This window comes from Pseudoalteromonas obscura, from assembly GCF_030135505.1.
In the GTDB taxonomy this organism is placed as follows: Bacteria; Pseudomonadota; Gammaproteobacteria; order Enterobacterales; family Alteromonadaceae; genus Pseudoalteromonas; species Pseudoalteromonas obscura.
Genome location: NZ_JASJUT010000002.1, coordinates 127,278 through 152,507, shown reverse-complemented (window position 1 = coordinate 152,507; position 25,230 = coordinate 127,278). Strand labels below are relative to the sequence as shown.

Below are 25,230 nucleotides of genomic sequence, written 5' to 3'. Positions count from 1 at the left end.
AATAATAAAAGTAAGAAGATATACATGAATTCAATAGTTGATGTTTTGCAAAAAAGAGCGTTGAGTGAACCGCAACAGCCAGCGTTTACCTTTATTGATAATAAGAATGAAGAAACCATTTCCTATGCTGAGCTAGATAGTGTTGCGCGTGACGTAGCTGGTCGCTTGTCAAATTTAACGCAGCCTAACGAGCCGGTACTCTTATTGTGCCCCCCAGGTTTAGAGTTCATCAAACTGTTTTTTGCATGCCTATACGCTGGTCGCATGGCCGTGCCACTTTATCCTCCGAGGTTGAAGCAGCGCACGGAGCGGATAAAACAGGTTGTTGAAAATTGTAATGCGCGCATCGCGTTAACGAGCAATGGCTTGCATGACTCACTGAGTGACTATTTATCAGAGCATGATGACTTGCAAGGTGGTCAGTTGTTTAGCTTATCAACACTGAATCAAGTTGACGCAGCTGATGTGTTGGCATCTGTGAACAGCAACGACACAGCGTTTATTCAGTATACCTCTGGGTCTACTGGGGTACCAAAAGGTGTTGTTGTTAGGCATGACAACATAGTGGCAAATATCCAGGGTTTAGAAGCAAATACTGGGTGCTCAAAAGATGATATTTTCGTCAACTGGCTGCCCCTATTTCATGACTTAGGGTTAGTTAATACCATATTACTACCTGTCTATTTTGGCGCTCACTCTATATTGATGGCACCAGCAGCGTTTGTCCAAAAGCCAAGCTTTTGGCTTCAGGCGATCAACAAGTATCGCGGAACAATTTGCGGAGCGCCCAACTTTGCTTACGACCTTTGTGTAGATAAAATTCAAGAAGACGCCCTAGAAGACTTAGATCTTTCTTGCTGGAAAATTGCATTTAACGCAGCAGAGCCTATTCATGCCGCTACATTGGAGCGATTTGTTGCCAAGTTTAATACTGTTGGCTTCAGCGCATCGGCATTATATCCCAGCTATGGCATGGCAGAAGCGACGGTGTTTATTAGTGGTGGTCAACCGCAAAGTGCCCCCGTAGTAGTAGAATTTGATAAAGCTGAACTGGCAAATCGACGTGCTAAAAAAGCGCAGACAGATGGCCAGCGTTTAGTAAGTTGTGGCCAAGTACCACCCAAACATACACTTAAGATTGTTGACCAAGACACTAAAGCGACATTGCCTGATGGTCAATGCGGTGAGATCTGGGTATCAGGCCCAAGTATCGCACAAGGCTATTGGGGCGATGAAAGCAAAACGGCTGAGGTATTTAACGCGTTTACTTCTGAAGGAGATGGTCCATTTTTGAGAACGGGCGATCTTGGTTTTGTATTCGATGAAGACCTATATATTGCAGGTCGGATCAAAGATGTGCTGATTGTTAGAGGTGCTAACTATTATCCTCAAGATATAGAAAAATGTGTCAGTGATCTGCATCCAGCTTTTGTAAACCATAGAGCCACGGCATTCACAACAGGTGAAGGGCCATCGCAGCGCCTTGTGGTGGTGCAAGAAGTTTTTGCCCGCGCTGCGCGTAAAGAAAATCTGGGTGACTTAACGGCACTAGCTCGACAAGCGGTGGCAGAGCAGTTTGATTTAAAAGCAGAAATTATTTGTATTCGTCAAGGTACACTTAGTTTGACCTCAAGTGGTAAAGTGCAGCGTGCAAATACAAAAATGCTATTTGAATCTGAGCAGCTCAACATCTTGTGTAATGAGGGGCAAAGCGACAAACTAGATACCCCTATGACATCTATGAGCAAGACGGAAGCTCAGCTACATACGATTTGGCAACGAGCCTTCAATCAAGCAGATATCAGTGTAGATACGAACTTTTTTGCGTTAGGGGGGGACTCTCTCGATGCGGCAAAAGTGGTATCAGAGATTGAGCGCACTTTTGCAATTCAGCTTAACCACGAGCACTTTTATGCTCACCCGACAATTCGTGAACTTGCTACTGAAATAGATAAGCTGAGTGCTATTGATGGTGCAGTCACACCCCAAAACACAATACCTGCATCCGGTTTAATGGAAGCGCCAGCTTCTTATGGGCAACAGGCGTTGTGGGTATTAGATCAAATCGAACATCAGCGCGCAACACTCAAGTTACATGTCGCTTTTAAGCTACGAGGAAAAACCGATATTGCCAAACTTGAATGGGCAATCAATCAAGTAATTACTCGCCATACGGCACTGCGCACGCGATTTATAGTCAAAGACGATACGCTGATCCAACAAATTGTCGAGCCCTATATAGTGGCACTTCAAAATGACTTGGTAACGATATCAGCCTCTGATCTTGATGCTTTTTTACAGCGTCATGGTCAAAGTGACTTCGACCTGGAAAGCGGTCACAACTTGCAAGTAAAAATCGCCCAGTTAGGCGATGATGAACTTGTGTTGAGCTTCTTGCTGCACCACATCGTGTTTGATGCTTGGTCAGCAGAGCTGTTAATCGAAGAAATTAACTGTTTGTATAACGAGCAGCAGCCGCTAGGGGAGCCTGCACTCTCGTATATAGACTGTACACTGTGGCAAAAGCAACAAGGCCATCTAAATAGTGGCATTGAATATTGGCAAGATGTGCTCGCAGGTGCGCCGGAGCTACTGCTGTTACCATACGATAGACCTCGCAATAAAACCCAATCATTCGCAGGCAGTCGTATCACTCAATCGTTAGATGTATCGATTCAGCGCAAACTAGAGCGCCTCGCAGCATCGCATCAGACTACCTTGTACACTGTGATGCTGTCAGTCTATCAGGTCTTGTTATATAGACTAAGCGGCAGCAAAGACATTGTTATCGGTACAGACAGCGCAAACCGCCAAGTGAGTGAGACCATGAATGTCATTGGTTACTTTGTGAATCAATTGGTATTGCGCCAAGTCATTAATGCGGAGCATTCACTGTCACAGTTGATTGCTGATAACCACAATGTGGTGAATGGTGCGTTGAACCATCAACATCTGCCTTTTGACTTGCTTGTTGATAACTTGAAGTTAAAGCGAAACTCAAGTTACTCACCACTTTTTCAAACCAAGTTTATTCTCAACGGTAAGGCGAATTTGCAATTGGCGCTGTCCGATGTCGCGGCTTCTAAAATTGAGATAGCAACCAATACGGCACAGTTCGATTTAACACTGAGCATAGACAAAAATGAAACGGACAATTGGGATATCAATTTCCATTACAACACGGCATTGTTTGATGCACAAACCGTGGAGCGTTTCCTTGCAGATTACCTTGTATTGCTTGAGCAGGCGGTGAGTGAGCCGAGTCGCGAAATTAAGGACATTAGCTTAGCGTCACTGTGTATCGACGAGTATGAACAAGCACACAGAGGCAAGGTTGTTGATGCAGAGTCCATTCCCGACTTTGTTTCAATGTTTGAGCAAGCTGTCGCGCAGCATCCAAACAAACAAGCAGTGGTGTTTAATGGACAAAGTTACAACTATGCGTATTTAAACCAGTTAGCCAATCAGTTTGCCCACTTTTTACAGGATATTGATGTGTCGAGTGGTGCCATCGTTGGTGTCCATATTGAGCGTTCACTCAAACAAGTCGTGGTACTGCTGGCTTTAGCCAAATGTGGCGCAACATTTTTGCCGCTAGACCCAGCTTATCCAGTAACTCGGATCAGAAATATTATTGCAGATGATGAACTTGACCTGATTGTTACTACAGATCCTGAACATGAACACTTGTCTCATTACGATGGCGCGCTGTTAGAGTTAGATGATGAATACAGCTTGCTAGATGGGGAGCTTGAGAGCAACCTTACTCAATCGGCAATTGACTCGGGGTTGGTGTATAGGCTTTATACCTCTGGCTCAAGTGGCGTACCAAAAGGCGTTAATGTGAGTCGTCGCTCGTTTAACAACCTGTGCAACTGGTACATTAACTTTTCTTCAATGAATACACACAGTGTTGTATTTCAACCTATTCCATTGAGCTTTGATGCGTCGATAAAAAATATCTTTGCACCTTTGATGTGTGGCGCGACTTTGGTATTGCCTGAAGAGGGGACTTTTGACGCAGAGCATTATGCAGAGTTGATTGCGACAAATCAGGTCACACACATTAACTGTGTGCCAAGCCTGTTCTATGCATTGGTTGATGCGACTCAACCAGATGATTTTAGTGTACTGCATGGCATGCAGTTCGTCGCATTTGGTGGAGAGGCAACAGACTTGGAGCGCCTTAAGCCATGGTTAAGTCATGCAAAATGTCACGCACAGATAGCGAATATCTATGGCCCGACAGAGTGTACTGATATTAGTGCTGCCTATATTGCACCAGCACAACAAGTGGCACAGTTAAAATCCCTGCCAATCGGTAAGGCGATTGACAATATGACGCTATACGTCGTTGATGAAGAACAAAATATTGTGCCAACCAACCTGATTGGCGAAGTACTTATTGCCGGTGCAGGCGTCAGTGAGGGTTATCATAACCGGGCATCGCAAAATCAGAGCAGTTTTATTGAACACGCGGTAGGAAAGTCTGCCAGATTTTACCGCACAGGCGATCTGATGAAAGTAAACAGTGATGGTTTACTTGAATACCAAGGTCGTGTGGATGAGCAGATCAAGATCAACGGTATGCGCGTGGAAACCGCAGAGATTGAAGCACTATTGCAAGCGCAATCTGGTATTGCTTCTGCGCTTGTGGCAAAGGTAGAAAATCAATTGGTTGCCTACTACGAAACGTCGAGCTTGACTCCTCCTACAACAGCTCAGCTTAAAGAGGTTTTAAAACAGAACCTTCATCAAAATTGGATCCCAAAACACTTCGTTCATATGTCCGAAATGCCACTGCTACCGAACGGCAAAATAGACAGGGATAAATTGGCAAATACAGCTTTGCCTGTATCTAGTGAACCAAGCCTTGTCGTCGCGCCAGAAAACGACCTAGAGCAGTCATTACATGATGTGTGGTGCCAAGTGTTGGAACAAGAAGCACTGAGTGTAATAGAGAGCTTTTTTGATCTTGGGGGGGATTCAATTACCGCTGTGCGAGTGATTGCATTGGTGAAAGAGCAAGGTTACCTGATGTCGGTTGCCGACATTTTTGAACAGCAAACAATTCGTAACTTATGCCAATCAGGCAGCATGCAACCAGAACAAACTGAGTCTGAAAATAATCAAGATGCGTCATTCGATATGCTGAGTGAAGAAGACAAACTCATTCTCGAATCATTAAATATTAGCTAGAAAAGAATAATAAGCATAAGGGCTATATAAATGTCACTTAATGTACCCAATAAAGTTGTAGATGCTTACCCGTTAAGCAAAATGCAGGATGGCCTACTATTTCATTACAGTGAAGAGCAAGATGAAGTGCTTTATCACGATGTATTTCGCTTGAGAATTAGTGGAAAGTTCGATGAAGAAAAGTTTGTCAAAGCGATTGCTTATTTACTTGATAGGCACCCTGTACTGAGAACTGCATTTGAGTTAGTCAAATTTAGTAAGCCGATGCAATTGGTTTATGCCAATGGCATTACACGCTTTGACGCACAGGATATTTCTGAGCAAAGCGCTGAGCAGCAATCGGAATTTATTGCCGAACATATTGAGAAGTTACTGCATACACCTTTCGACCTATCTGCGCCAAGCCAGATCCGCTTCTCAGTGGTCGAGGTAAAGCCAGCAGAGTTTCAGCTATTTATTGATGCGCATCACATCATTCTTGATGGCTGGAGTATGGCAAGTTTAATTTCCGAGTTGCTGCAGATGTATTTAAGCCTACAGGGCTTGTGTGAGTCACCAATTCGACCTCAAAACGGGCTTACCTATAGGGACTTTGTCAAAGCTGAATTGCTTGAAAACGACAATGCAGTGGCCAAATCATACTGGCAAGAGAAGCTCAGTGATCATGAATACAGCCCAGTAACATCTAAAGGTGAGTCACAAAAAATAGCGGTTAGTACGCTGTCTCATGGCTTGCCGATACTGGCGCTAGAACGCTTTTGTGAACATAATAAATATCGCCTAAAAGACGTACTCATGGCGGCCTACTTGCGTGTGGCCGCAATGCTTACAAGCCGCACTGACACCACTGTCACATCTGTTGTGAATGGTCGATTAGAAGAAAAGGGCGCTGAGCATGTCGCAGGCCTGTTTGTTAACTTGCAGGCTATAAGGGCGGACTTGAGTTCACTGTCGTGGCGTCAATTGATTGAACAGGTGATTGAGCAGCAAAAAGAGCAGATGCGCTTTCGTCGCTATCCTTTTGCTAACATCGTTCAGCAACAGAATAACCCAATCAGTGATTTTTGTTTTAACTTCGTACACTTTCATGTCTACAAAGGGTTGCAGGGAATCGAAGGGTTCCAAATCCTTGATGGCGAGATAATTGAAAAGAGTAACTTTAAAGTTTCGACCACCTTTAATCTAAAAATGACAGGGGAACTAGACCTGTTATTGAGCTATGACAAAGCGTCAATTTCGACTGACTTTGCCGAGCGAATTTGTGGTTACTTTCAACGTGCAATTGAACAAATTATCAACAGCGTCGACAGCCCAGTGATGAGCTCAAGCCTGTTGAGTGCAGAAGAGACTAGCCATTTACTTGATGGCTTTAATGGTATTTATCCGCAAACCTCCAGTGTAACGCGCTGCTTGCATCAGGAATTCGAAGCGCAGGTAGAAAAATCACCGGATGCAATTGCGGTGGTGTTCAATAATGAAAAACTGACTTACCAGCAATTAAATAGCAAAGCAAACCAACTCGCACAGCACTTAAAACAACAGCACAACATTGGGCCTGATTCCTTGGTTGGGCTGTGTGTTGAGCGCTCAACAGAATTAATTTTGGGCACACTGGCGATTTTAAAAGCGGGCGGTGCATATGTGCCACTGGACATTCAGTATTCAAAGTCAATTATCACCAAGCGTATAAACGATGTTGGTTTGCAATTGGTTGTCACCAAAGACAGTTGTGCTCACCTAGTTAGTGAGGCAGCCCCGAGTGTGGTTAATGTATCTGACTGGACGACCTTTGAATCATTCGACACCATCAACTTAAACGATAGTCAACATGTCGATACTTTGGCATATATCCTCTCGACTTCTGGATCTACTGGCGAACCCAAGCTTATCAGCATGCCTCACAAGCCTCTAGTCAATATGATCCAAGGTATGAGAAGTAGCTGTACTGAAATGGACAAAGCACACAGCGTTTTACAGTTCTCGTCTATTGCATTTGATATGAGCTTTACAGATATATTCCTGGCACTGCTTCAGGGCGGCACCCTGCACATGATAGGTGAATCTGAGCAGTTCAATGTAGAACTCCTTGTACCGCTTATCATAGACAAAAAAATCAGCATGTTGAACTTGCCTTATCCTATGCTGCAAATGCTCGCTTGCTACTGTAATGACAATGATATTTACCTCAGTAATGTTGAAGTGGTTATTTCGACAGCGGCGCTATTGATAGTAACTCAAGAAATCAGAAGGTTCTTTAAGCGACACAGTCAGATCCGTACTGTTAATCAGTATGGGCCTTCTGAAACACATGTTTGTACATCTAATACCATGTCCTTTGATGTTGATAGTTGGCATGACAGCATTTCTATTGGTAGCTCAATTGCGAATACCCACTGCTACGTGCTTGACCAGTGTGGAAATCTAGCGCCATTAGGTGTGAATGGTGAGTTATATATTGGTGGTGATTGTGTTTCTCGTGGCTATTTAAATAATTCCAAGTTAACTGAGCAGCGCTACGTGCGCGACCCATTTGCGCAATCTGAGCAAGCACTGATGTACCGCAGTGGCGACATTGTGCGTTGGCTATCCAATGGAGAGTTAGAGTACGTAAGCAGAGCGGATGATCAGGTAAAAATACGAGGTTTCCGGGTTGAAATAGGCGCCATCGATACGGTGTTAAGTAGCCTTGCTGGGATCACTGATTCCTGTGTAATCGCGGATGTAGAGAACGATATGCTCATTGCATACTTCAAGAGCGACGAAGCGATTGATCTCGAGCAAATGAAAAACAGCTTCCGTGAAGCTCTGCCAGATTACATGGTGCCAGGTGCATTTGTAGCGGTCTCTGACTGGCCGCTAACGGTGAATGGCAAGGTCGACAAAAGAAAGCTTCCACCAGTATCCCAGCGACTGACAGAGAGTAACTACCAAGCCCCAGAAACTGAATTGGAAGTATTGATTGCTGGTGTTTGGCAGACTTTGCTTGATGTGCCACAAATTAGTCGCACAGATGACTTTTTCAGCCTTGGCGGCCACTCAATTTTGGCGACGCGGTTGGCGGCAGTATTGAGTGAAGAATTAGGCACAAAAGTGGCGCTTAAGCAGATATTTATGCAGCCTGTTTTAAGTCAGCTAGCCAGCGCAATTGAAAGCTTGCTGCCTAAGCAAGCGGAGCGCATTGAGCGAGCTGATCGCAACCAAGCCTTACCACTGTCATATGCGCAGCAAAGACTCTGGTTGCTAGACAAAATTGAAGGTCAAAATGCACACTATAATATTCCAGCAGTCCTAACTCTTAAAGGTACGCTGAACGAAGGTGCACTGGTAGCGAGCCTTCAGGAGCTGGTTAACCGTCACGAGGTATTGCGTACGGTTTATCGTCAGCAGGGCTCAGCAGAGCCGCTTCAATCGATTTTGTCCGATGTAGATATGCACGTGCCTTTTCATGACGTAAGTGAGTTGGCGACTGAGCAGAAAAATGCCAAAGTTGAGCAACTTATTGAGTTAGAAAAGAGTGAAGGGTTCAATTTACAGCAAGATCTGATGCTCAGAGCACACTTAATTAAAACAAGTGAATGTGAGCATTTACTTCTTGTAACAATGCACCATATCGCGTCAGATGGCTGGTCTTTAACTCTATTTATCAATGAATTTTGCGCACTGTATCAAGCGAAAGTAGAAAAGCAGCAAATTAACCTACCGGAACTGCCTATTCAGTATGCTGATTATGCCGCTTGGCAAAGGCAGGTTTTGCAAGGGGAAACCCTCTCAAAGCAAGTCGATGCTTGGCAAGAGAAATTGCAAAACTTGCCTGTTGTTCATCAGCTGCCGCTCGATTTTCCAAGACCAGAGGTGCAAACCTTTTTAGGCAAAAAGTTCACTCACCGCATTGGTAAAGCCACCTCAGACAAGCTATATCGTGTTTGTGAATCACTTAAAGCAACATTATTTATGGGGCTACATGCTAGCTTTAGTGCCTTACTGTCTTTGTACAGCAAAGAGGAAGATATTGTTGTAGGCAGCCCAATTGCTAACCGGGAACAAGCGGAAGTCGCAGATCTGATCGGTTTCTTCGTAAATACGCTGGTGTTGAGAAGTGATTTAAGCGGTCAACCAAGTTTTCTTGATTTGATAACGCAAAGCAAAGAGATGTTGTTGTTTGCTTACGAGCACCAACAGGTTCCTTTTGAGCAGTTAGTAGAAGCATTGCATCCTGAACGGAGCGTGCAGCATAGCCCACTTTTCCAAATCATGCTGACGCTGCAAAACAATGACAAAACTGAGTTTAACTTACCACAACTTGATGTCGAGGTGCATGATAGTGAAGAGATCGGTGTTAAGTATGATCTAGCGCTGAACGTTTCAGAAGACGGATCTGGATTGTTATTGGAGTGGGAATACAACACGGAATTGTTTGCAGAGAAAACCATCGAGCGAATGGGGAGTCACTTTGAAAGACTCGTCGCTAGCTTGGTTGAACAGCCTGAGCTGGCTTTTTCTCAACATGAATTCATCACAGATGAAGAGCGTATCTGGCAAGCGGGTGTTGGCACTGGCAGCGCAATTGATATTGACTCTGTTGGTATGGATGAGTTGTTTGAGAGGCAAGTTGCCAGCGCGCCAAATCAAACTGCATTAATTTATCAAGGCAAGCAGACCAGCTATGCAGAGCTCAGTGAGATGGCGAACAGTGTCGCGCACCGTTTAGTTTCACAAAACAAATCAGAGCAGCAATTAGTGGGGGTGCTTGTTGAGCGCTCAGAATTAATGGTAGCTTCGCTGCTAGGTGTTCTTAAATCTGGTGCGGCATATGTTCCACTTGACCCAAGTTATCCCGTTGAACGCTTAGATTATATTATTGAACATGCTGGGATTAGTTGTATTTTGACTACCCAGAGTATGCAAGGTTTAATCGCCCCCAGTGATGATATTGACGTTATCTGTGTTGATCAATTGGCGCGTAACCCTGAGCTTGTGGTACGAGAGCGTCGTGCCTCAAACGCTGAAGAACTGGCATATGTGATATACACATCTGGTTCAACTGGAAAGCCTAAGGGTGTGCAAGTTACGCACGGTAACATTGTGAACTTTTTCACCGGTCTTAATCATTATTTTGCACCGCACGAAAACCCCCAGCGTTGGTTAGCAGTAACCAGTATTTGCTTTGATATATCAGTGTTAGAGATTTTTTGGACCCTTTGCCAAGGCCATGAAGTTGTACTGATGCCTGAAAAGCCAGTCAAAGGGCTTGTTTCAAATGAGGTATTGGCAAGCTTAGATGAGCCTACTCGACGCCGAGTGGAGTTCCAGCAGTCGATGTTTTCTACACAAGCTTTGTCTGTTCAAGACGTTCAAACACTGATTATCGAAAATAACGTGACGCATCTGCAATGTACGCCGTCATTCGTGAAGGGATGGAACCGCTCTGCACAAGGGGTTGCAGCACTAGGCCAACTCCAAGCACTACTGGTTGGTGGAGAAGGCATTGCAACCCAAGAAGCAAACCTACTACTGGACCACCTAGGTGGTCACATGTTCAATATGTATGGCCCAACAGAGACAACAGTGTGGTCGTCAATTTCTGAAATTAAGAAAGATCAACTCACCATAGGGCAGCCAATTGTAAATACGCAGTTTTATGTGTTGGACAAATGGCAGAAACCGGTGCCGCAAGGACATGTTGGTGAGCTTTTAATTGGTGGGTTAGGTGTGACATCTGGTTACTACAACAGTCCAGAGTTAAGCGCACAACAGTTTGTATCTATGCAAAATTATTCACCCACCACCTTGTATAAAACTGGCGATTTGGTGCGTGTCAATGAATTAGGCCAATACGAGTTTGTGGGCAGACTGGACAGCCAAATCAAGGTAAACGGCTATCGCATTGAACTGGGTGAAATTGAGCGTGTGTTGCAGTCTTTATCACAAGTAAAAGACGGTGCTGTCTTGTGTGTAGATGGTGATAACGGCAACAAACGTCTATTGGCATTTGCTGTTACCCAGCAGGATAGCACTGATTTTGAACTACGTTCGGAGTTGAGCCTAAAACTCGCCAATTATATGGTGCCAGAGCATGTTTATCTGTTGGATAGCATGCCTCTTACACCAAATGGAAAAACCGATAAAAAGTCACTGTATAGTTTAATTACTGAACCCACACAAAGCACATTTTTAGCGCCTGACGGTGACGATGAGCTGCAACTCGCCAGCATCTGCGCCGATGTCCTCGGGGTGGAAGTGAGTGCGATTAATATGCGGGCATCGTTTTTCGAAGTGGGTGGACACTCACTGTTGGCAACCCAGTTTGTCGCATCACTCAATGCCAAGTTTGGTATTGAGTTAACCATGCGACAGTTATTTGAATTGAATGATTTAGCATCATTATCCAAGCACATATCAGATCTGCAGATCCATAAACAATTAGAACAAGAATTAAGAAATTTATCGCACGACGATATTGAAGAGGTAGAACTGTAAATGAAAGATTTGTTTATCAAATTGGCAAAAGAAGGTGTTGAAGTTTACCTGCAAGATGGAAAGCTTAAAGCGCGTGCACACAAAGGTGGTTTAAAGCCTGAATTACTAAACTTAATCAAGGAAAATAAAGCACAATTATTGGCTTACTTAAATGAAGCGCAATCACAAAAAGTGTCTGTTGAGCACAGTTCAATTGCGCAATTTTGTGCTGAAAACACCGATGAGCCTATCTCTTTTCAGCAGCAAAGAATTTGGTTTATTGATCAGCTTGAAGGCAGTTCTAGCCAATACAATTTACCTTTATCTGCAAAAATAAAAGGGTGTTTTGACCTAGATATTGCGCAGCAGTCATTTGAAATTTTACTCCAGCGACATCAATCACTGCGCACAAACTACCATGAGGTAGGAAACGAAACGCAAGTCAGTGTTCAGCCTCAGTATTCGTTCAAAGTCACTGAATTGGACCTCAGCCATCTAAATGTCGATGAGCAGCAAATTGAATTAGAGCAGTTTACTAAAACGTTCCACGCGCGCGAGTTTGATTTATCCAATGATGTGCTAATCGATTGCGCGTATGTGAAGCAACAAAGTGACCTTGGAGTTTTATTGGTTGTCGTTCACCATATCGCGTCAGATGGCTGGTCGATGCAAGTGCTCGTCAAAGAGTTTATTGAAACCTACCAGGCTCTATCTGCCGGTCAGCAACCAAATCTACCTGAACTGACAATTTCCTATTCGAATTATGCGAACTGGCAAAGAAACTGGTTGCAACCTAATGTGATAAGCCGCAGTGAGTCATTTTGGTTAGAAAACCTAAGTGAAGCCCCGAGCTTACATAGCCTGCCTTTAGACAGACCACGTCCAGTTAGCCAAAGTTACAACACAAGTGTGTGTGTTTCAGAGCTTCCAAGTGCGCTTTTAGCGTCCCTTAAACAGTTGGCAGCAAAAGAAAATTGTACTTTATTTATGCTCATTCATGCGGCGTTGTCCCTCGTGCTTATGCGTTATGGGCGCTTAAATGATTTAGTCATCGGTACACCAGTTGCGAATCGAAATCAGGCTGAACTGGCTAATATGGTTGGCTTCTTTACCAACACAGTGCTGCTTAAAAGTACACAGCCAACTTCAGGTACTTTCCAAGATTATCTAAAAGAAGTGCGTGAAGTAAATTTATTGGCCCAAGAAAATCAAGATGTACCATTTGAGCGCATTGTTGAAATTGTAAACCCGCAGCGCAGCACAGCTTATGCACCGTTGTTCCAAATTGAGCTCAATATGAATAACACCGGAGCGCATAGCAGTCGCTTCGAATTTGCAGGCTTGGAGTTGGAAGTACTTAAAGACTTAGATCTGAGAACGCCGTTAGATCTGATGGTGTCTGCCAATGAGCTTGATGACACGTTAGAAGTGAAATTTATTTACTCTTCAGACTTGTTTGATGCGGCCACAATCAACCAGTTATCGAACAGCTTAGTGCATGTACTGGCAACGGTTGCTGCCGATATAGATGTAGATCTGGCAGAGCTATCATTGCTAGATGACACCCAGCAAAGCCTAGCACTACCAGATTTCACGACTACACCATCAGCAGATTATTTTCATCAACTGGTAGAGCAGGCTGCGGACTCTACCCCTGATGCGATTGCAATCCAAAGCGACGCTGGCACTATCACTTATGCAGAGCTAAATGCAAAAGCCAATCAGCTTGCGCGCAGTATGCAAGACAAAGGGTTGGTGCGTGAAGACCGTGTCGCAATTTGTTTGAATCGCTCGATTGAATTCGCTATTTCAATGCTAGCGGTTGCTAAGTCCGGCGGGGCATTTGTTCCCGTAGACATTAGTATGCCAGAAGAAAGAATTGCGTATATTCTGCAAGACACAGCTGCGACGATTGTGCTGACAGAACAAGAGATCATGGCTGAACTGCCACTTGAGGGCCAAAAAACAATCCTTGTTGACCCAATGTGGTTTGAGCGTTTCTGTGGCGCTTTATCCAGCGAAAACCTTGAGCCCCAAGGAGATGCCTGTCAGCACAGCCTAAGTTATGTGATTTATACATCAGGCTCCACAGGTGAACCAAAAGGTGTTGCAATAGAGCACGGCGCTTTGGCCAACTTTATTGACAACCAAACTGATATTCTTGCCTTTGATCAAAATTCAGTGGTGTTGAATGTTCTGTCCTTCTCATTTGACGCGGGTATAGGGCTGCTGTGCAGTGCATTATCTTCTGGTGCGACTACAGTGATCGCGCAAGCCGACGAACCATTTTATGCACTGATTGATCAGCATCATATCAGCCATATCTCAGTGACATCACTGATGTTGAAAACGATCCCAGAGCAAAATTACCCAAGCTTACAAAGCCTTGTAATTGGTGGGGACAAAGTACCGAGCAAAATGCTTGAATTCTGGCTCACTCAGTGCCGAGTCATCAACGAGTATGGGCCTACAGAGGCCGCGGTGACTGTGTTGTCAAATGAATGCTCGTTAGAGGAGCCTATCAGCATTGGTACACCGTACAAAAATGTTCAAACATTGGTGTTGGATGACAACTTAAATTTAGTGCCTGCCGGTGGTATTGGCGAGTTGTATTTAGCTGGAACGCAGTTGGCAAGAGAGTACCTCAATCAGCCTGAATTGACTCAGCGAGCGTTTATTGCAAACCCCTATACAACTGATAAAAATGCCCGTTTATATAAAACAGGTGATTTAGTACGCGCGCTACCAAGCGGCAAATTAGAGTTTGTTGGTCGAGTTGATGAGCAAGTAAAAGTTCGTGGATATCGAATTGAACTCAGTGAAATTGAGCATCAAATCTCTTTAATCGACGGTGTTGTTTCCAACATTGTCATTGTTGCACAAGATGGTGCAGGCAATAAGCGTATTATCGCGTATGTGGAAAGTGCACACACCGATGAGCGCGCATTAGCTCATGTACTTGGCGAGCAACTACAAACTGCTTTGCCAGATTATATGATCCCAGCTGCCTTTATTAAAGTTGCTCAATGGCCAAAGACTTTGTCAGGAAAAATTGACCGCAATGCGCTGCCTGAACCTTCTTTTACGAGCCAGGACGACGAGATAGTACATGCTGAAAACGAACTTGAGCGCCAGTTGGTTGCTATTTGGGCTGAATACCTGAAACTGGATGAAGCACAAATCAGTGTCACAGCAAACTTCTTTGAACTCGGTGGGGATTCAATTCTCTCAATCCAAATAGCGTCAAAAGCTGCGCAGCAAGGGCTTCACTTTAGAGTCAAAGACATATTTGCCGCAAAGACCATTCGTGCCTTGACTGAATATGTTTCTTGCACAGACGCACAAACTCACGATCAAGCGCCAAGTGAAGGTCAGATGCAGCTCATGCCAATTCACAATGAGTTTTTTGCCGATGAAACGCAATGGCATCACTATAATCAGTCTTTGATACTCAATGTATCAAGCAAGCTTGCACAGTGCCCATTCAGTGATTTCGTGAAGCTGATTGTCGAGCGTCATGATGCGCTGCGTCTGTGCTTTGAAAAATCAGAGCAAGGGTGGCAAGCAGAGTTTTTACCTATAGAGCAGCTTGATCTTAATAAGGCATTTCAGTTAGTTGATTTAAATGCGCATCCAGAGATCAATATCGAAGCGTATGCCAACGACATTCAAAAAACACTTAATCCAGCAAAAGGCGAATTATTTAAACTTGTGTACTTCCACGATGTGGAAAAGGAACAAGGAAAACTACTGTGGGTTATCCATCACTTGGTCGTCGACGGCGTGTCATGGCGTATTTTAACCGAAGATCTTCACACGCTTGTGCAGCAGTGGGAGCAAAAACAAACTCTGGCTTTAAACGCTAAAACGACTTCTTACCAGCAATGGGCTGAGTCTCTTCATGAGCTTGCCAGTTCAGAGCACTATCAAAATCAACTTGAGTACTGGCAGCGGCAAGCAAGTGTTGCAGTGCCAAACTTTGCCAATAGCGATATCAATACCCAAAATGCAGGTACTCACGGGTCTCGCGAAACGGCTCAATTTACATTAAGTGACAACGAAACTGCTTTGTTGTTAAACAAATGCAATACCAGTTATCGTACTCAAATCAATGAGCTTTTATTTGCAGCATTGAGCTTAGCGAGTAATCGTTGGCGTGATATGAGTGCGATACGATTTGACCTCGAAGGGCACGGTCGAGATGAGCTTGTTGAAGCGATGGATATCAGCCAAACAGTTGGTTGGTTCACGACTTTTTACCCGCTCACAATTCCTGCGCAAAGCTCGGATATTGCTGAGATTATCTCAGCAGTTAAAAATGCTTATCGCAGTGTGCCTGATAAGGGACTTGGTTTTGGCTTACTCAAGCATTGTTCGAGGCAAAATGACGCCGCAAGCTTTTCTAAAAGTGAACTTAGTTTCAACTATTTAGGCCAAATAGACGCGTCATCTGAGCAACAGGAGTTGATGAGCTTAGCATCTGATAGTACCGGTGAAAATATCAGCCCTGCCAGAAAAGCCGAGCACTTAATGGCGCTCAATGGCATGGTGCAAAATAACCAGCTTACATTCAACCTCAGCTATGACAACAGTACTTATCACGCAAGTGAAATGTCAGAATTTATGGCTGCATTTAATGACGCATTGGTGGACATCATCGCACATTGTGCCGATGTTAAACATGGTCGCTATTGTGAGTCGGACTTCCCGCTGGCTACGGTTGACGAGACGCAGATCAATGCATGGGCAGCAAACGCGCAAATTGCAGATTTGTATCCTGCTACAGGCATGCAACAAGGTTTGTTGTTCCAATCGACGCGCGAGCAGGGAAGTTACGTGACTCAAACTCTGTTGACGGTGGAGTCCATTGAAATCGAGAGCTTTATCTCGGCGTGGCAAATGGTGGTTGCTCGCAATCCTATATTTAGAACTGAGTTTAGAGGGATTGAAGCGGGTCATTGTCATCAAGTGGTGCGTAAAGAAGCATCTTTGCCTTGGATTCTGCATGATCTTTCAGCGTTGTCTATTGAACAACAAGAAGCGAGACTTGAGCAGCTAATCATAGAAGACAAGCAAGCTGGATTTGATTTTAATAACGCGCCGTTGATGCGCCTGACACTTTTCACCCTTGCTGATGGGAAAATTAAAGTGTTGTGGTCTCACCATCATGCCTTACTTGATGGTTGGTGTTTAACGTTGGTCTTCGATGAAGTTACGCAATATTACCGTCAAATTACGCAAGGGGTTGAGACAACACTGGATGAGCCTGTTTCTTATCGCAACTATATTGAATGGTTAAGTGCGCAAGACTTAGAGCAAGCACGTGAAAAATGGCAAGTGCGCTTAGCCGATTTCACTAAAGCGACGCCAACCCCGTTATATAGAAGTGAAGCGCTTAGCCATAACGAGCGAGTATCAAGCGCGCTGCATTTTGATAGTGATACAACGGCAAGGTTGCAAAAACTTGCGCAGGCGAGCCATACGACCATCAATACGCTGTTACAAGCGGCTTGGGCTTATGCGCTGTCTATTTATTCCAACGATGAAAATGTGTGCTTTGGTACTGTTGTATCTGGTCGTCCAGCGACTATCGATAACGTCGACAGTATCATGGGACTTTTCATCAATACTATCCCAGTTCAAGTCACGGTGGCCCCAGAGCAAGCCTTGCAACAATGGTTAGGTGAAATCCATCAAGATCTGGTTGAGTCGAGTGAAATGAGTTTCATACCGCTTGCTGAAATCCAAAAGTTAGTTGCGGATCAGCAATCACTATTCGATAGTCTACTGGTTTTTGAGAACTATCCTGTAGATGAGCAAATTAGCAATAAATCGGCTGAAGCGGGGATCAATGTAACGGACCTCGTACATTTCGAAAAAACCAATTTTGCTATTCAATTGACGGCATCGGTGACAGATAGCCTAGAAGTGAGGTTTGAGCTAGATAACCGCCACTATGTGCAGTCAGATGCTCAGCAATTGGCTGACAGCCTTTCAAACATCATGATGAGTATGCTCAACGAGCAAACTCAGTGCGTAAAACAGCTCGACGTCATTGGCGACGGTGAAAAGTTGTTAGAGTCACTCACGCCGAAAGGGTTTGAAGATTCTCAGCAAACTTTGCATGAAGTGTTCGAGTTGCAGGCAGCCCGTTATCCAAATAAAACGGCTGTTGACGATGGTAAGACAAGCCTTACGTACAGCGAGCTTAACCAAAAAGCAAACCAGATGGCACACATCCTATTGGAGCAACACCAAGTCACACCAGACAGCTTGGTCGGAGTGTGTTTGCAGCGCTCGTGCGATATGGCAGTGACGGTGCTGGCTATTTTAAAAGCCGGCGGCGCTTACTTGCCACTAGATGCCAGTTATCCCGTTGAACGCATCGAGTACATCCTTGGTGATGCGCAACCATTGGTGATCATTACCGATGAAACGACCGTTGGTTTTTCTGCACTGTCTCAACAGACCTTATTGAACCTACACAGTGACGAGTTTCTCCACAGTTTTGCTATGCAAAGCACTTGCAACCCTGAGATATCAAAACACACAGGACTGTATGACAAACTTGCCTACGTGATTTATACCTCTGGCTCAACTGGAAACCCGAAAGGGGTGCAAGTAGAGCACCGTAATGCGCTGAGTTTATTTAGCGCAACAACGGACTTATTTGGTTTCTCGGAGGATGACGTGTGGGTGATGTTCCACTCCTTGTCTTTTGATTTCTCTGTTTGGGAGATTTGGGGAGCGCTACTTCATGGCGGTAAATTGGTTGTAGTGCCATTTGAAGTATCTCGTGCGCCGAGAGAATTCTACAGCTTGCTTGTTGAGCACAGGGTAACCGTTCTGAATCAAACACCGAGTGCATTTAATAATTTGATTAAAGAATGTATGGATTGCTCTGAGCACGCTTTGAGGTATGTGATATTTGGCGGTGAGGCACTCATTTTCTCATCATTGCGACCTTGGGTAAGCAAATATGATTTGAGTTCGACACAATTGATAAATATGTACGGCATTACAGAAACAACCGTACTTGATACATATTATCGTGTAACCGATGAAGATGTGTTCAATGACCATGGCAGCAGTAAAATTGGTGCCATGTTACCTCACGTAAGCGCAACGGTGCTGGATCAGCATGGGAAATTAGCCCCTGTTGGCGCTATCGGAGAGCTGTATTTAGGTGGCCCAGCTGTAACTAGGGGCTATTTAAATCGCCAAGAACTCACCGCGGATCGCTTTATTACCAACCCCTTACAAGGGAATACCACGACACCTTTGGTGAAGAGGTTATACAAAACAGGTGATTTGGTTAAGCAGTTAGATAACGGTGAATTCGAATATATCGGCCGAAACGACCACCAGGTTCAAGTCAACGGGTTTAGAATTGAACTTGAAGAAGTTGAGCAAAAAATTGCCAACTGCGAAGAAGTTAAAAGTGCGTGGGTGAACGTGGTTGAAAACGACAACGGCAAAGCATCTATTATTGCGTACGTTGTATTAGAGCAAGGCTCAGTATCTCCTGTTGACGCCGTAAATGCTATTCGCAGTAAGTTGGCCAACTTATTACCTTATTTTATGTTGCCTACTGCTTTTATCCCTATGGAGCAATGGCCTTTAACTTTAAACGGCAAGTTGGACACCAGCCGCCTACCAAAGTGGAATGGTCAGACTGACGACGATAACTTTGTTGCGCCTACCAATGAAGTAGAAACCAAACTGCAAGCTTTGTGGGGTCAGCTATTGCAGCTAGAGCCAACCGAGATCAGTGTTGAGAGAAACTTCTTTGAACTGGGGGGAGATTCAATCATTGCGATTCAGTTGGTGTCAAAGGCAACTGAAGCTGGCCTGCATTTTACTGTAAACGACCTATTTGCAATGCCAACAGTGCGCGGCCTTGCCGAGAAAGCATACTCATCTAGTACTTTAGTTGCTGAGCAAGGTGATATTGAAGGCACTATCGAACTGTTACCAATACAGCATGAGTTTTTTGAAAACGACAATGGGATTAATTACTACAACCAAGCCGTACTGCTGGAGCCTCCTGTTGATCTGACACTGGCTGATTTACAACACATTGTCGCGCGCTTGTATCAAACGCATGATGCAATGCGGTTGCAGTTTGAACGACAGGCTGACTTCTCTTGGGTAGCAACGCATCAGGAAGTAAGTCAAGCACACATCGAGTCGAGTATTGCTAAGATCGCGCTAAATGGCGGTGATTGGGAGAGTATATTACCGCAAATTGACGCCATTCAGGCGAGTCTAGATATCGCCACAGGAGCGTTATTTAAAGCAGTACTGATCACTGATGAAAATCGTGCTTATAGGCTTTTATTGGTACTTCACCACTTGGTGGTCGATGGTGTTTCGTGGCGCATTATCATGTCGGATATTGAGCGAATTTATAGTCAATTACGCAATAACAGTGATGACACACCGAGAGTAAAAACAGCGTCATTCAAGCAATGGGGCGAGTATTTATCTGAGTATGCAACATCTGAGCTGTCAGCGCGTGAAGGGACATACTGGGCATCCGTGACTGAGCAGGAAGTTAGCAGTATTGCGAATAAACAAGCGTTGGCTGAATTTGAAAGTGCAAGCACTATGGCTGAGAGTGCAATTGCCATCGACAGCAAAGTCACAAATCAGATACTCACAACTGCGATAGAAAGTTTTGATAGCTCGATTAACGCGCTATTACTGAGTGCATTGCTTGAATCTATACAGCGCACATTCGATATTGGAAGTATCCGTATTGATATGGAAGGCCATGGACGTGAAGCGCTTAACTCAAACTTAGATCTGAGCGGAACAATTGGGTGGTTCACTTCGGTTTACCCTGTCAATTTTGCTGTTGGTCAAAATCAAGACATAGCTCAGTTGATAGACAGTGTGGGGGCGCAACTTTCAAAAGTGCCAAACAATGGCATCGGCTATGGTGCACTTAAATATCTTGCCGAGCTTCCAGCGCTGCAAGGTAGCGTGCACAGTGAACTGGCATTCAACTACTTAGGTCAATTTGACCAAGTCAGTGGTGGTGATGGGGCATTTACATTTGCGCCAGAGAGTGTCGGCCAAGTGGTTTGCCCAACACGCGGCAGCAGCCACCCGCTTTCAGTTAATGGCTACGTGTTAAATGGCGCGCTGAATATCAGCATTGGCTATGATACATCGCTCTATTGTGGTGACCAAATAGCGCAACTAGCAAACACATTTGACTCTGTTTTATCAGAGATCGCAGCGTTATCTGAGCAGCGCTTGAATCAAAACAACATTGCTGGTGAGCGGATCGTGCAGCGATATCCTGCAACAGGCATGCAAACCAGTCTACTCATTCAAAACTTGTTTGATAAAGAAAGTTATACCACCCAGATTAAAGTTAAATTTAAAGACTTAAATGTAGAGATATTCCAAAAAGCATGGCAGTTAGTCATGGATAAACATGCCATATTACGAACCTCATTTTCCGGTATTGAGGAAGGCTATGTGGTCCAGTGTGTTCATGAGCGCGCACAACTCACTTGGCATCAGCATGACCTAAGCGAGGTAGGATCAGATCAGCAGTCTGCTGCGCTAGAACTTATTCGCAGTAATGACAGAAAGCAGGGAATAGATCCTAGCTCTGCCCCTCTGATGCGAATGAATTTAGCGGATTTAGGTGCTGGAGAAAGTTATCTGATTTGGTCTCACCACCATGCCTTACTCGATGGTTGGAGTTTGGAATTAGTTTTTGCAGATGTATTCCAGTTCTATCAAGCATTGCTAGCGGGGCAAACGCCGAATATAGCAGGGGAAGTGCCATATAAGAATTATATCGATTGGCTGGCACAGCAAGATATGCATGGCGCAAAAGCATTTTGGCGAAATGAGCTGCAGCAAGGCACATTTGTAGGGCATTTCCCGAAAAGTAGTACACAACCTAGCGCAACTGCCCCTAAAGTTTGGCAGCGCAACTTTGCGTTACCTGAGGCGGTTACACGCAATATTCAAGCGTTTGCAAAGGCGTCACACGTTACTGTGAATGCGGTGGTGCAAAGTGCTTGGGCGCTTGTTTTAGCGAATACGTTTGCTTCTGAAGATGTGATTTTTGGTGTAACGACTTCTGGTCGCCCAGCGCAATTATCTGGAGTAGATAAAACCGTTGGCTTATTTATTAACACATTGCCAGTTGTGGTTAATGTAGCCAAGCGAGAGCCTCTGACAAAGTGGGTAAAAGATGTACATCACAGATTTAGCCAAATCAACGCAAACAGTTTCTTGTCATTTTCTGAAATATTGCAAACTGGTAACTTGCAGGGCGACATTTTTGACAGTTTATTAGTATTTGAAAATTATCCATTAGAGCAAGGCATTCGAGAGCAACAGTCAGATCTTACCCTCAATGTGCTGGAGATGGACTCCGATGAAGAAACGACATTCCCGTTAACGGTAAAAGCGTTTGTAAAGGATGAGATGATTTTCCGTTTAGAAGGGCATTCGGATACATTCTCAGAGCAACAAGTAGAGTCACTTGAACAATGCTTGAGTCAGTTGTTGGCCGACATTCCAGAGCAAAGTAGTGAATTGGTTGGTCAACTACCACTGTTTGATGAACAGGACGAGACAAGTATAGAACCGCAGCAAGTGGTGAAACAGAAATATCAAAATGATCTAATTACCGTACATAATCAGTTTGAACAGCAAGTACTAAATGCGCCAGATAAAGATGCGATTAGATTTGAAGACACCTGTCTGACATATTGTCAATTGAATGAAGCTGCGAACCAGTTATCACACTACTTGATAAATGAAGCGGGTGTTCAAAAAGGCGATTTGGTCGGTATATGTTTACAGCGCTCACCTGATTTCATTATCTCAATTTTGGCGATACTGAAAGCTGGTGCTGCTTATATCCCCATGGACCCGGAATATCCGGCGCAGCGTCTGAAGTATTTCTTGTCCGATGCGAAACCCAAATTAGTGTTAACCAGTGATTCAGTCGATGTCACTGAGCTGAGTAGCCACAGTGTATTTGTGAGCTTATCTGAGGCCGCAATTCAATCATCAATAGCGCAACAATCAAATCAAAACCCGAACATCAAAGTTGATACACAAGACTTAATCTATGTGACTTATACCTCAGGTTCGACAGGGCAACCTAAGGGAGTCATGATTGAACATGGAAATGTGTCTCAATTGCTCGTCAGTTACCAAGAGCACTTTGAATTAGGTGCGGATGATGTGTGGACATTGTTCCATTCGCTATCATTTGACGTATCTGTTTGGGAGCTGTGGGGGGCGTTAACCAATTGTGCAACACTCGTGGTTGTTCCTTATTGGACTGCTCGATCGCCACAAGCTTTATACAATGTATTGTTAGAGCACAAAGTTACCGTGTTGTGTCAAACTCCAACCGCATTCAGCAACTTAGTCGATTTACAGCCGGAAAAAGATCTGCCCTTGGACCTGAAGTATGTGGTGTTCAGTGGTGAAGCTCTGAAATTCCCTAACCTCGCACCTTGGGTCGAAAAGCATGGTGTAGTTAAACCTGCGTTGATCAATGTTTATGGCATAACTGAGACCACGGTTTATTCAACTTTTTATCAAGTCAGTATGAAAGATGTTTACCAACCAGGAGTGAACAGCAAGATTGGAGTGCCTATCAAGGAGACTAAGTTCATTGTACTCAATGAGCAGGGGGAGGAAGTTCCAGTCGGTGAAGAAGGTGAGCTTTATGTTGCCGGTGCGGGCGTATCACGTGGATATCTCAATAAAGAAGCACTGACTGCAGAGCGTTTTGTCCCCATGAATTTTGGTGATGAGCAAAGCACGCTTTACTACAAAACAGGCGACTTGGCTAAGTGTTTACCAGAGGGCGGATACGAATATATCGGGCGTAATGATCATCAGGTAAATATCAAAGGCTTTAGAGTTGAATTGGGAGAGATTGAGCATCGCCTAGCTAGCATGGAGAGTGTTGCTAAAGCGTATGTAACAACGAGCAATGAAGAAACAATAGCAGCATTTGTGGTATTTAACTCAGCTACATCAAACTCCTCAGATGAATTGGAAAAAATCCGCAAATCGTTAGCTGGCAGTTTGCCTTACTTTATGCAGCCAGAGTCGCTGGTGGCAGTTGAATCTTGGCCCCTTACCAATAACGGCAAGATTGATAGGGCTGCGCTACTTGCTGTTGATAAACCATCACAAGCATCAGAGACGGCTGAATCAGCTGAACCTGAAACTGAGACTGAATTATTTTTGGCTCAACACTGGGCGAAGTTATTTGAGGTTGAACTAGAGCACGTCGATATTCACGCCTCTTTTTATCAGTATGCAGGAAACTCGCTAATGATGGTGCGACTGGCTAATGAAGTGAAGAAAGTATATTCAGTGAATATTTCAGTGAACGTACTGTTCGAATATTCAACAATTCATCAATTGGCCTCATATATAGATTTGTTAGTACAGAAAGGAAAAGACAACACGGCTCAACAAAGCGGTGAAAGAGAGATGTTTGAACTATGAATATAATGACCTTTATTTTAGAACTACAAAAGAAGCATGTGTTCTTAGCAGTAAATAGTGGAAAGTTAAGCGTTGATGCCCCGAAAGGGGCGTTGGATAGCCAAACTCTCGAAAAACTAAAATTACATAAGAATGAGATTATTGAGCACTTAAGCAAGCTGACCAAAATAGAAGAAGAAATTCAGCCTGTGGACAATGCCAGTAACTACCCACTTTCTTTTGCACAGCAAAGATTGTGGTTTATAGATCAGGTAGAGCAGGGCAGCGCAAGTTATAACATTCCTTGGGCGTTTGAAGTGAAAGGTAAATTTGATCTATCAATTGCCAATCGCGCCCTGAACGCGGTCATTGAGAAACACCAAATACTGAGAACGATATATATTAATGACGCAGGAGAGGGGCGTCAGCAGATATTAGCAGACTTTAATTTTTCGATAACAGAGCTCGACTTTACGCAAGACCTTGGTGGCATTCAGGCTTTTATTGAAGCGGAAGCAGGGAAACCGTTTGATTTAACATCGGAGCTTGTACTGCGAGTTAACTACCTAAAAACGGCGCCAGACAGTGGTGTGATGGTCTTTAATATCCATCATATCGCTTTTGATGAATGGTCTCGAGATATCCTTTTGGCTGAGTTTGTACAAAACTACAGCCAGTTGGAGGCTGGAAAAGAGGTAGTGCAAGAGGATTTATTTGTACAGTATCGCGATTTTGCTGCGTGGCAAAGAAAGCAATTGGATAACGGTACGTTGCAATCCCAGCTTGATTATTGGCATAAGCAGCTTGCAGATGCGCCTGTAACACATGGCCTTGCTTTGCAACGTAATAGGCCTGAAACAAGTCAACAAATAGGCAGCAAATATCGCTTCACTTTACCAGCGCACACTAAGGTTGCACTTGATAACTTGGCACGGTCGCAGTCAGTAACGCCATTTGTATTGATCCATGCAATATTTTCACTGATGCTCACTAAGGCTACCCGTAACTCTGACGTGGTTATTGGTACCCCAAGTGCGGGTCGCAGCAATAGTCAACTTGAACAGATGATAGGCTTTTTTGTTA

The 25,230-nt window shown here is 44.2% G+C and carries 4 protein-coding genes (1 of these 4 cut by a window edge); all 4 read left to right on the top strand.

The genetic code is table 11. The features are described from left to right. Positions 1-24: 24 nt before the first annotated feature. Tightly spaced (at most 30 nt apart), the 4 genes in view from QNM18_RS04705 to QNM18_RS04690 form a layout consistent with a single transcriptional unit that may run on beyond the window. Positions 25-5,199: a non-ribosomal peptide synthetase gene (locus QNM18_RS04705; RefSeq protein ID WP_284136514.1), complete on the top strand. Its 5,175-nt coding sequence runs from the start codon at positions 25-27 to the stop codon at positions 5,197-5,199. Positions 5,200-5,229: 30 nt separating this feature from the next. Then, positions 5,230-11,676, top strand: a complete 6,447-nt coding sequence (locus tag QNM18_RS04700) for a non-ribosomal peptide synthetase (protein ID WP_284136513.1) — start codon at positions 5,230-5,232, stop codon at positions 11,674-11,676. Beyond that, entirely contained in the window at positions 11,677-24,168 is a 12,492-nt protein-coding gene (locus QNM18_RS04695) for a non-ribosomal peptide synthetase (protein WP_284136512.1), read from the top strand. Continuing rightward, positions 24,165-25,230, top strand: the 5' end (the start) of a protein-coding gene (locus tag QNM18_RS04690; RefSeq protein ID WP_284136511.1) for a non-ribosomal peptide synthetase. The gene runs 13,286 nt beyond the window's last position; 1,066 of the gene's 14,352 nt are visible here — the first part of the coding sequence; its start codon is at positions 24,165-24,167; its stop codon lies off the right edge, out of view. The genes QNM18_RS04695 and QNM18_RS04690 overlap by 4 nt, the downstream gene beginning before the upstream one ends.

Coding starts and splice junctions, on each gene's coding strand:
- QNM18_RS04705 (WP_284136514.1), top strand. CDS start 25: ATGAATTCAATAGTTGATGTTTTGCAAAAAAGAGCGTTGAGTGAACCG.
- QNM18_RS04700 (WP_284136513.1), top strand. CDS start 5,230: ATGTCACTTAATGTACCCAATAAAGTTGTAGATGCTTACCCGTTAAGC.
- QNM18_RS04695 (WP_284136512.1), top strand. CDS start 11,677: ATGAAAGATTTGTTTATCAAATTGGCAAAAGAAGGTGTTGAAGTTTAC.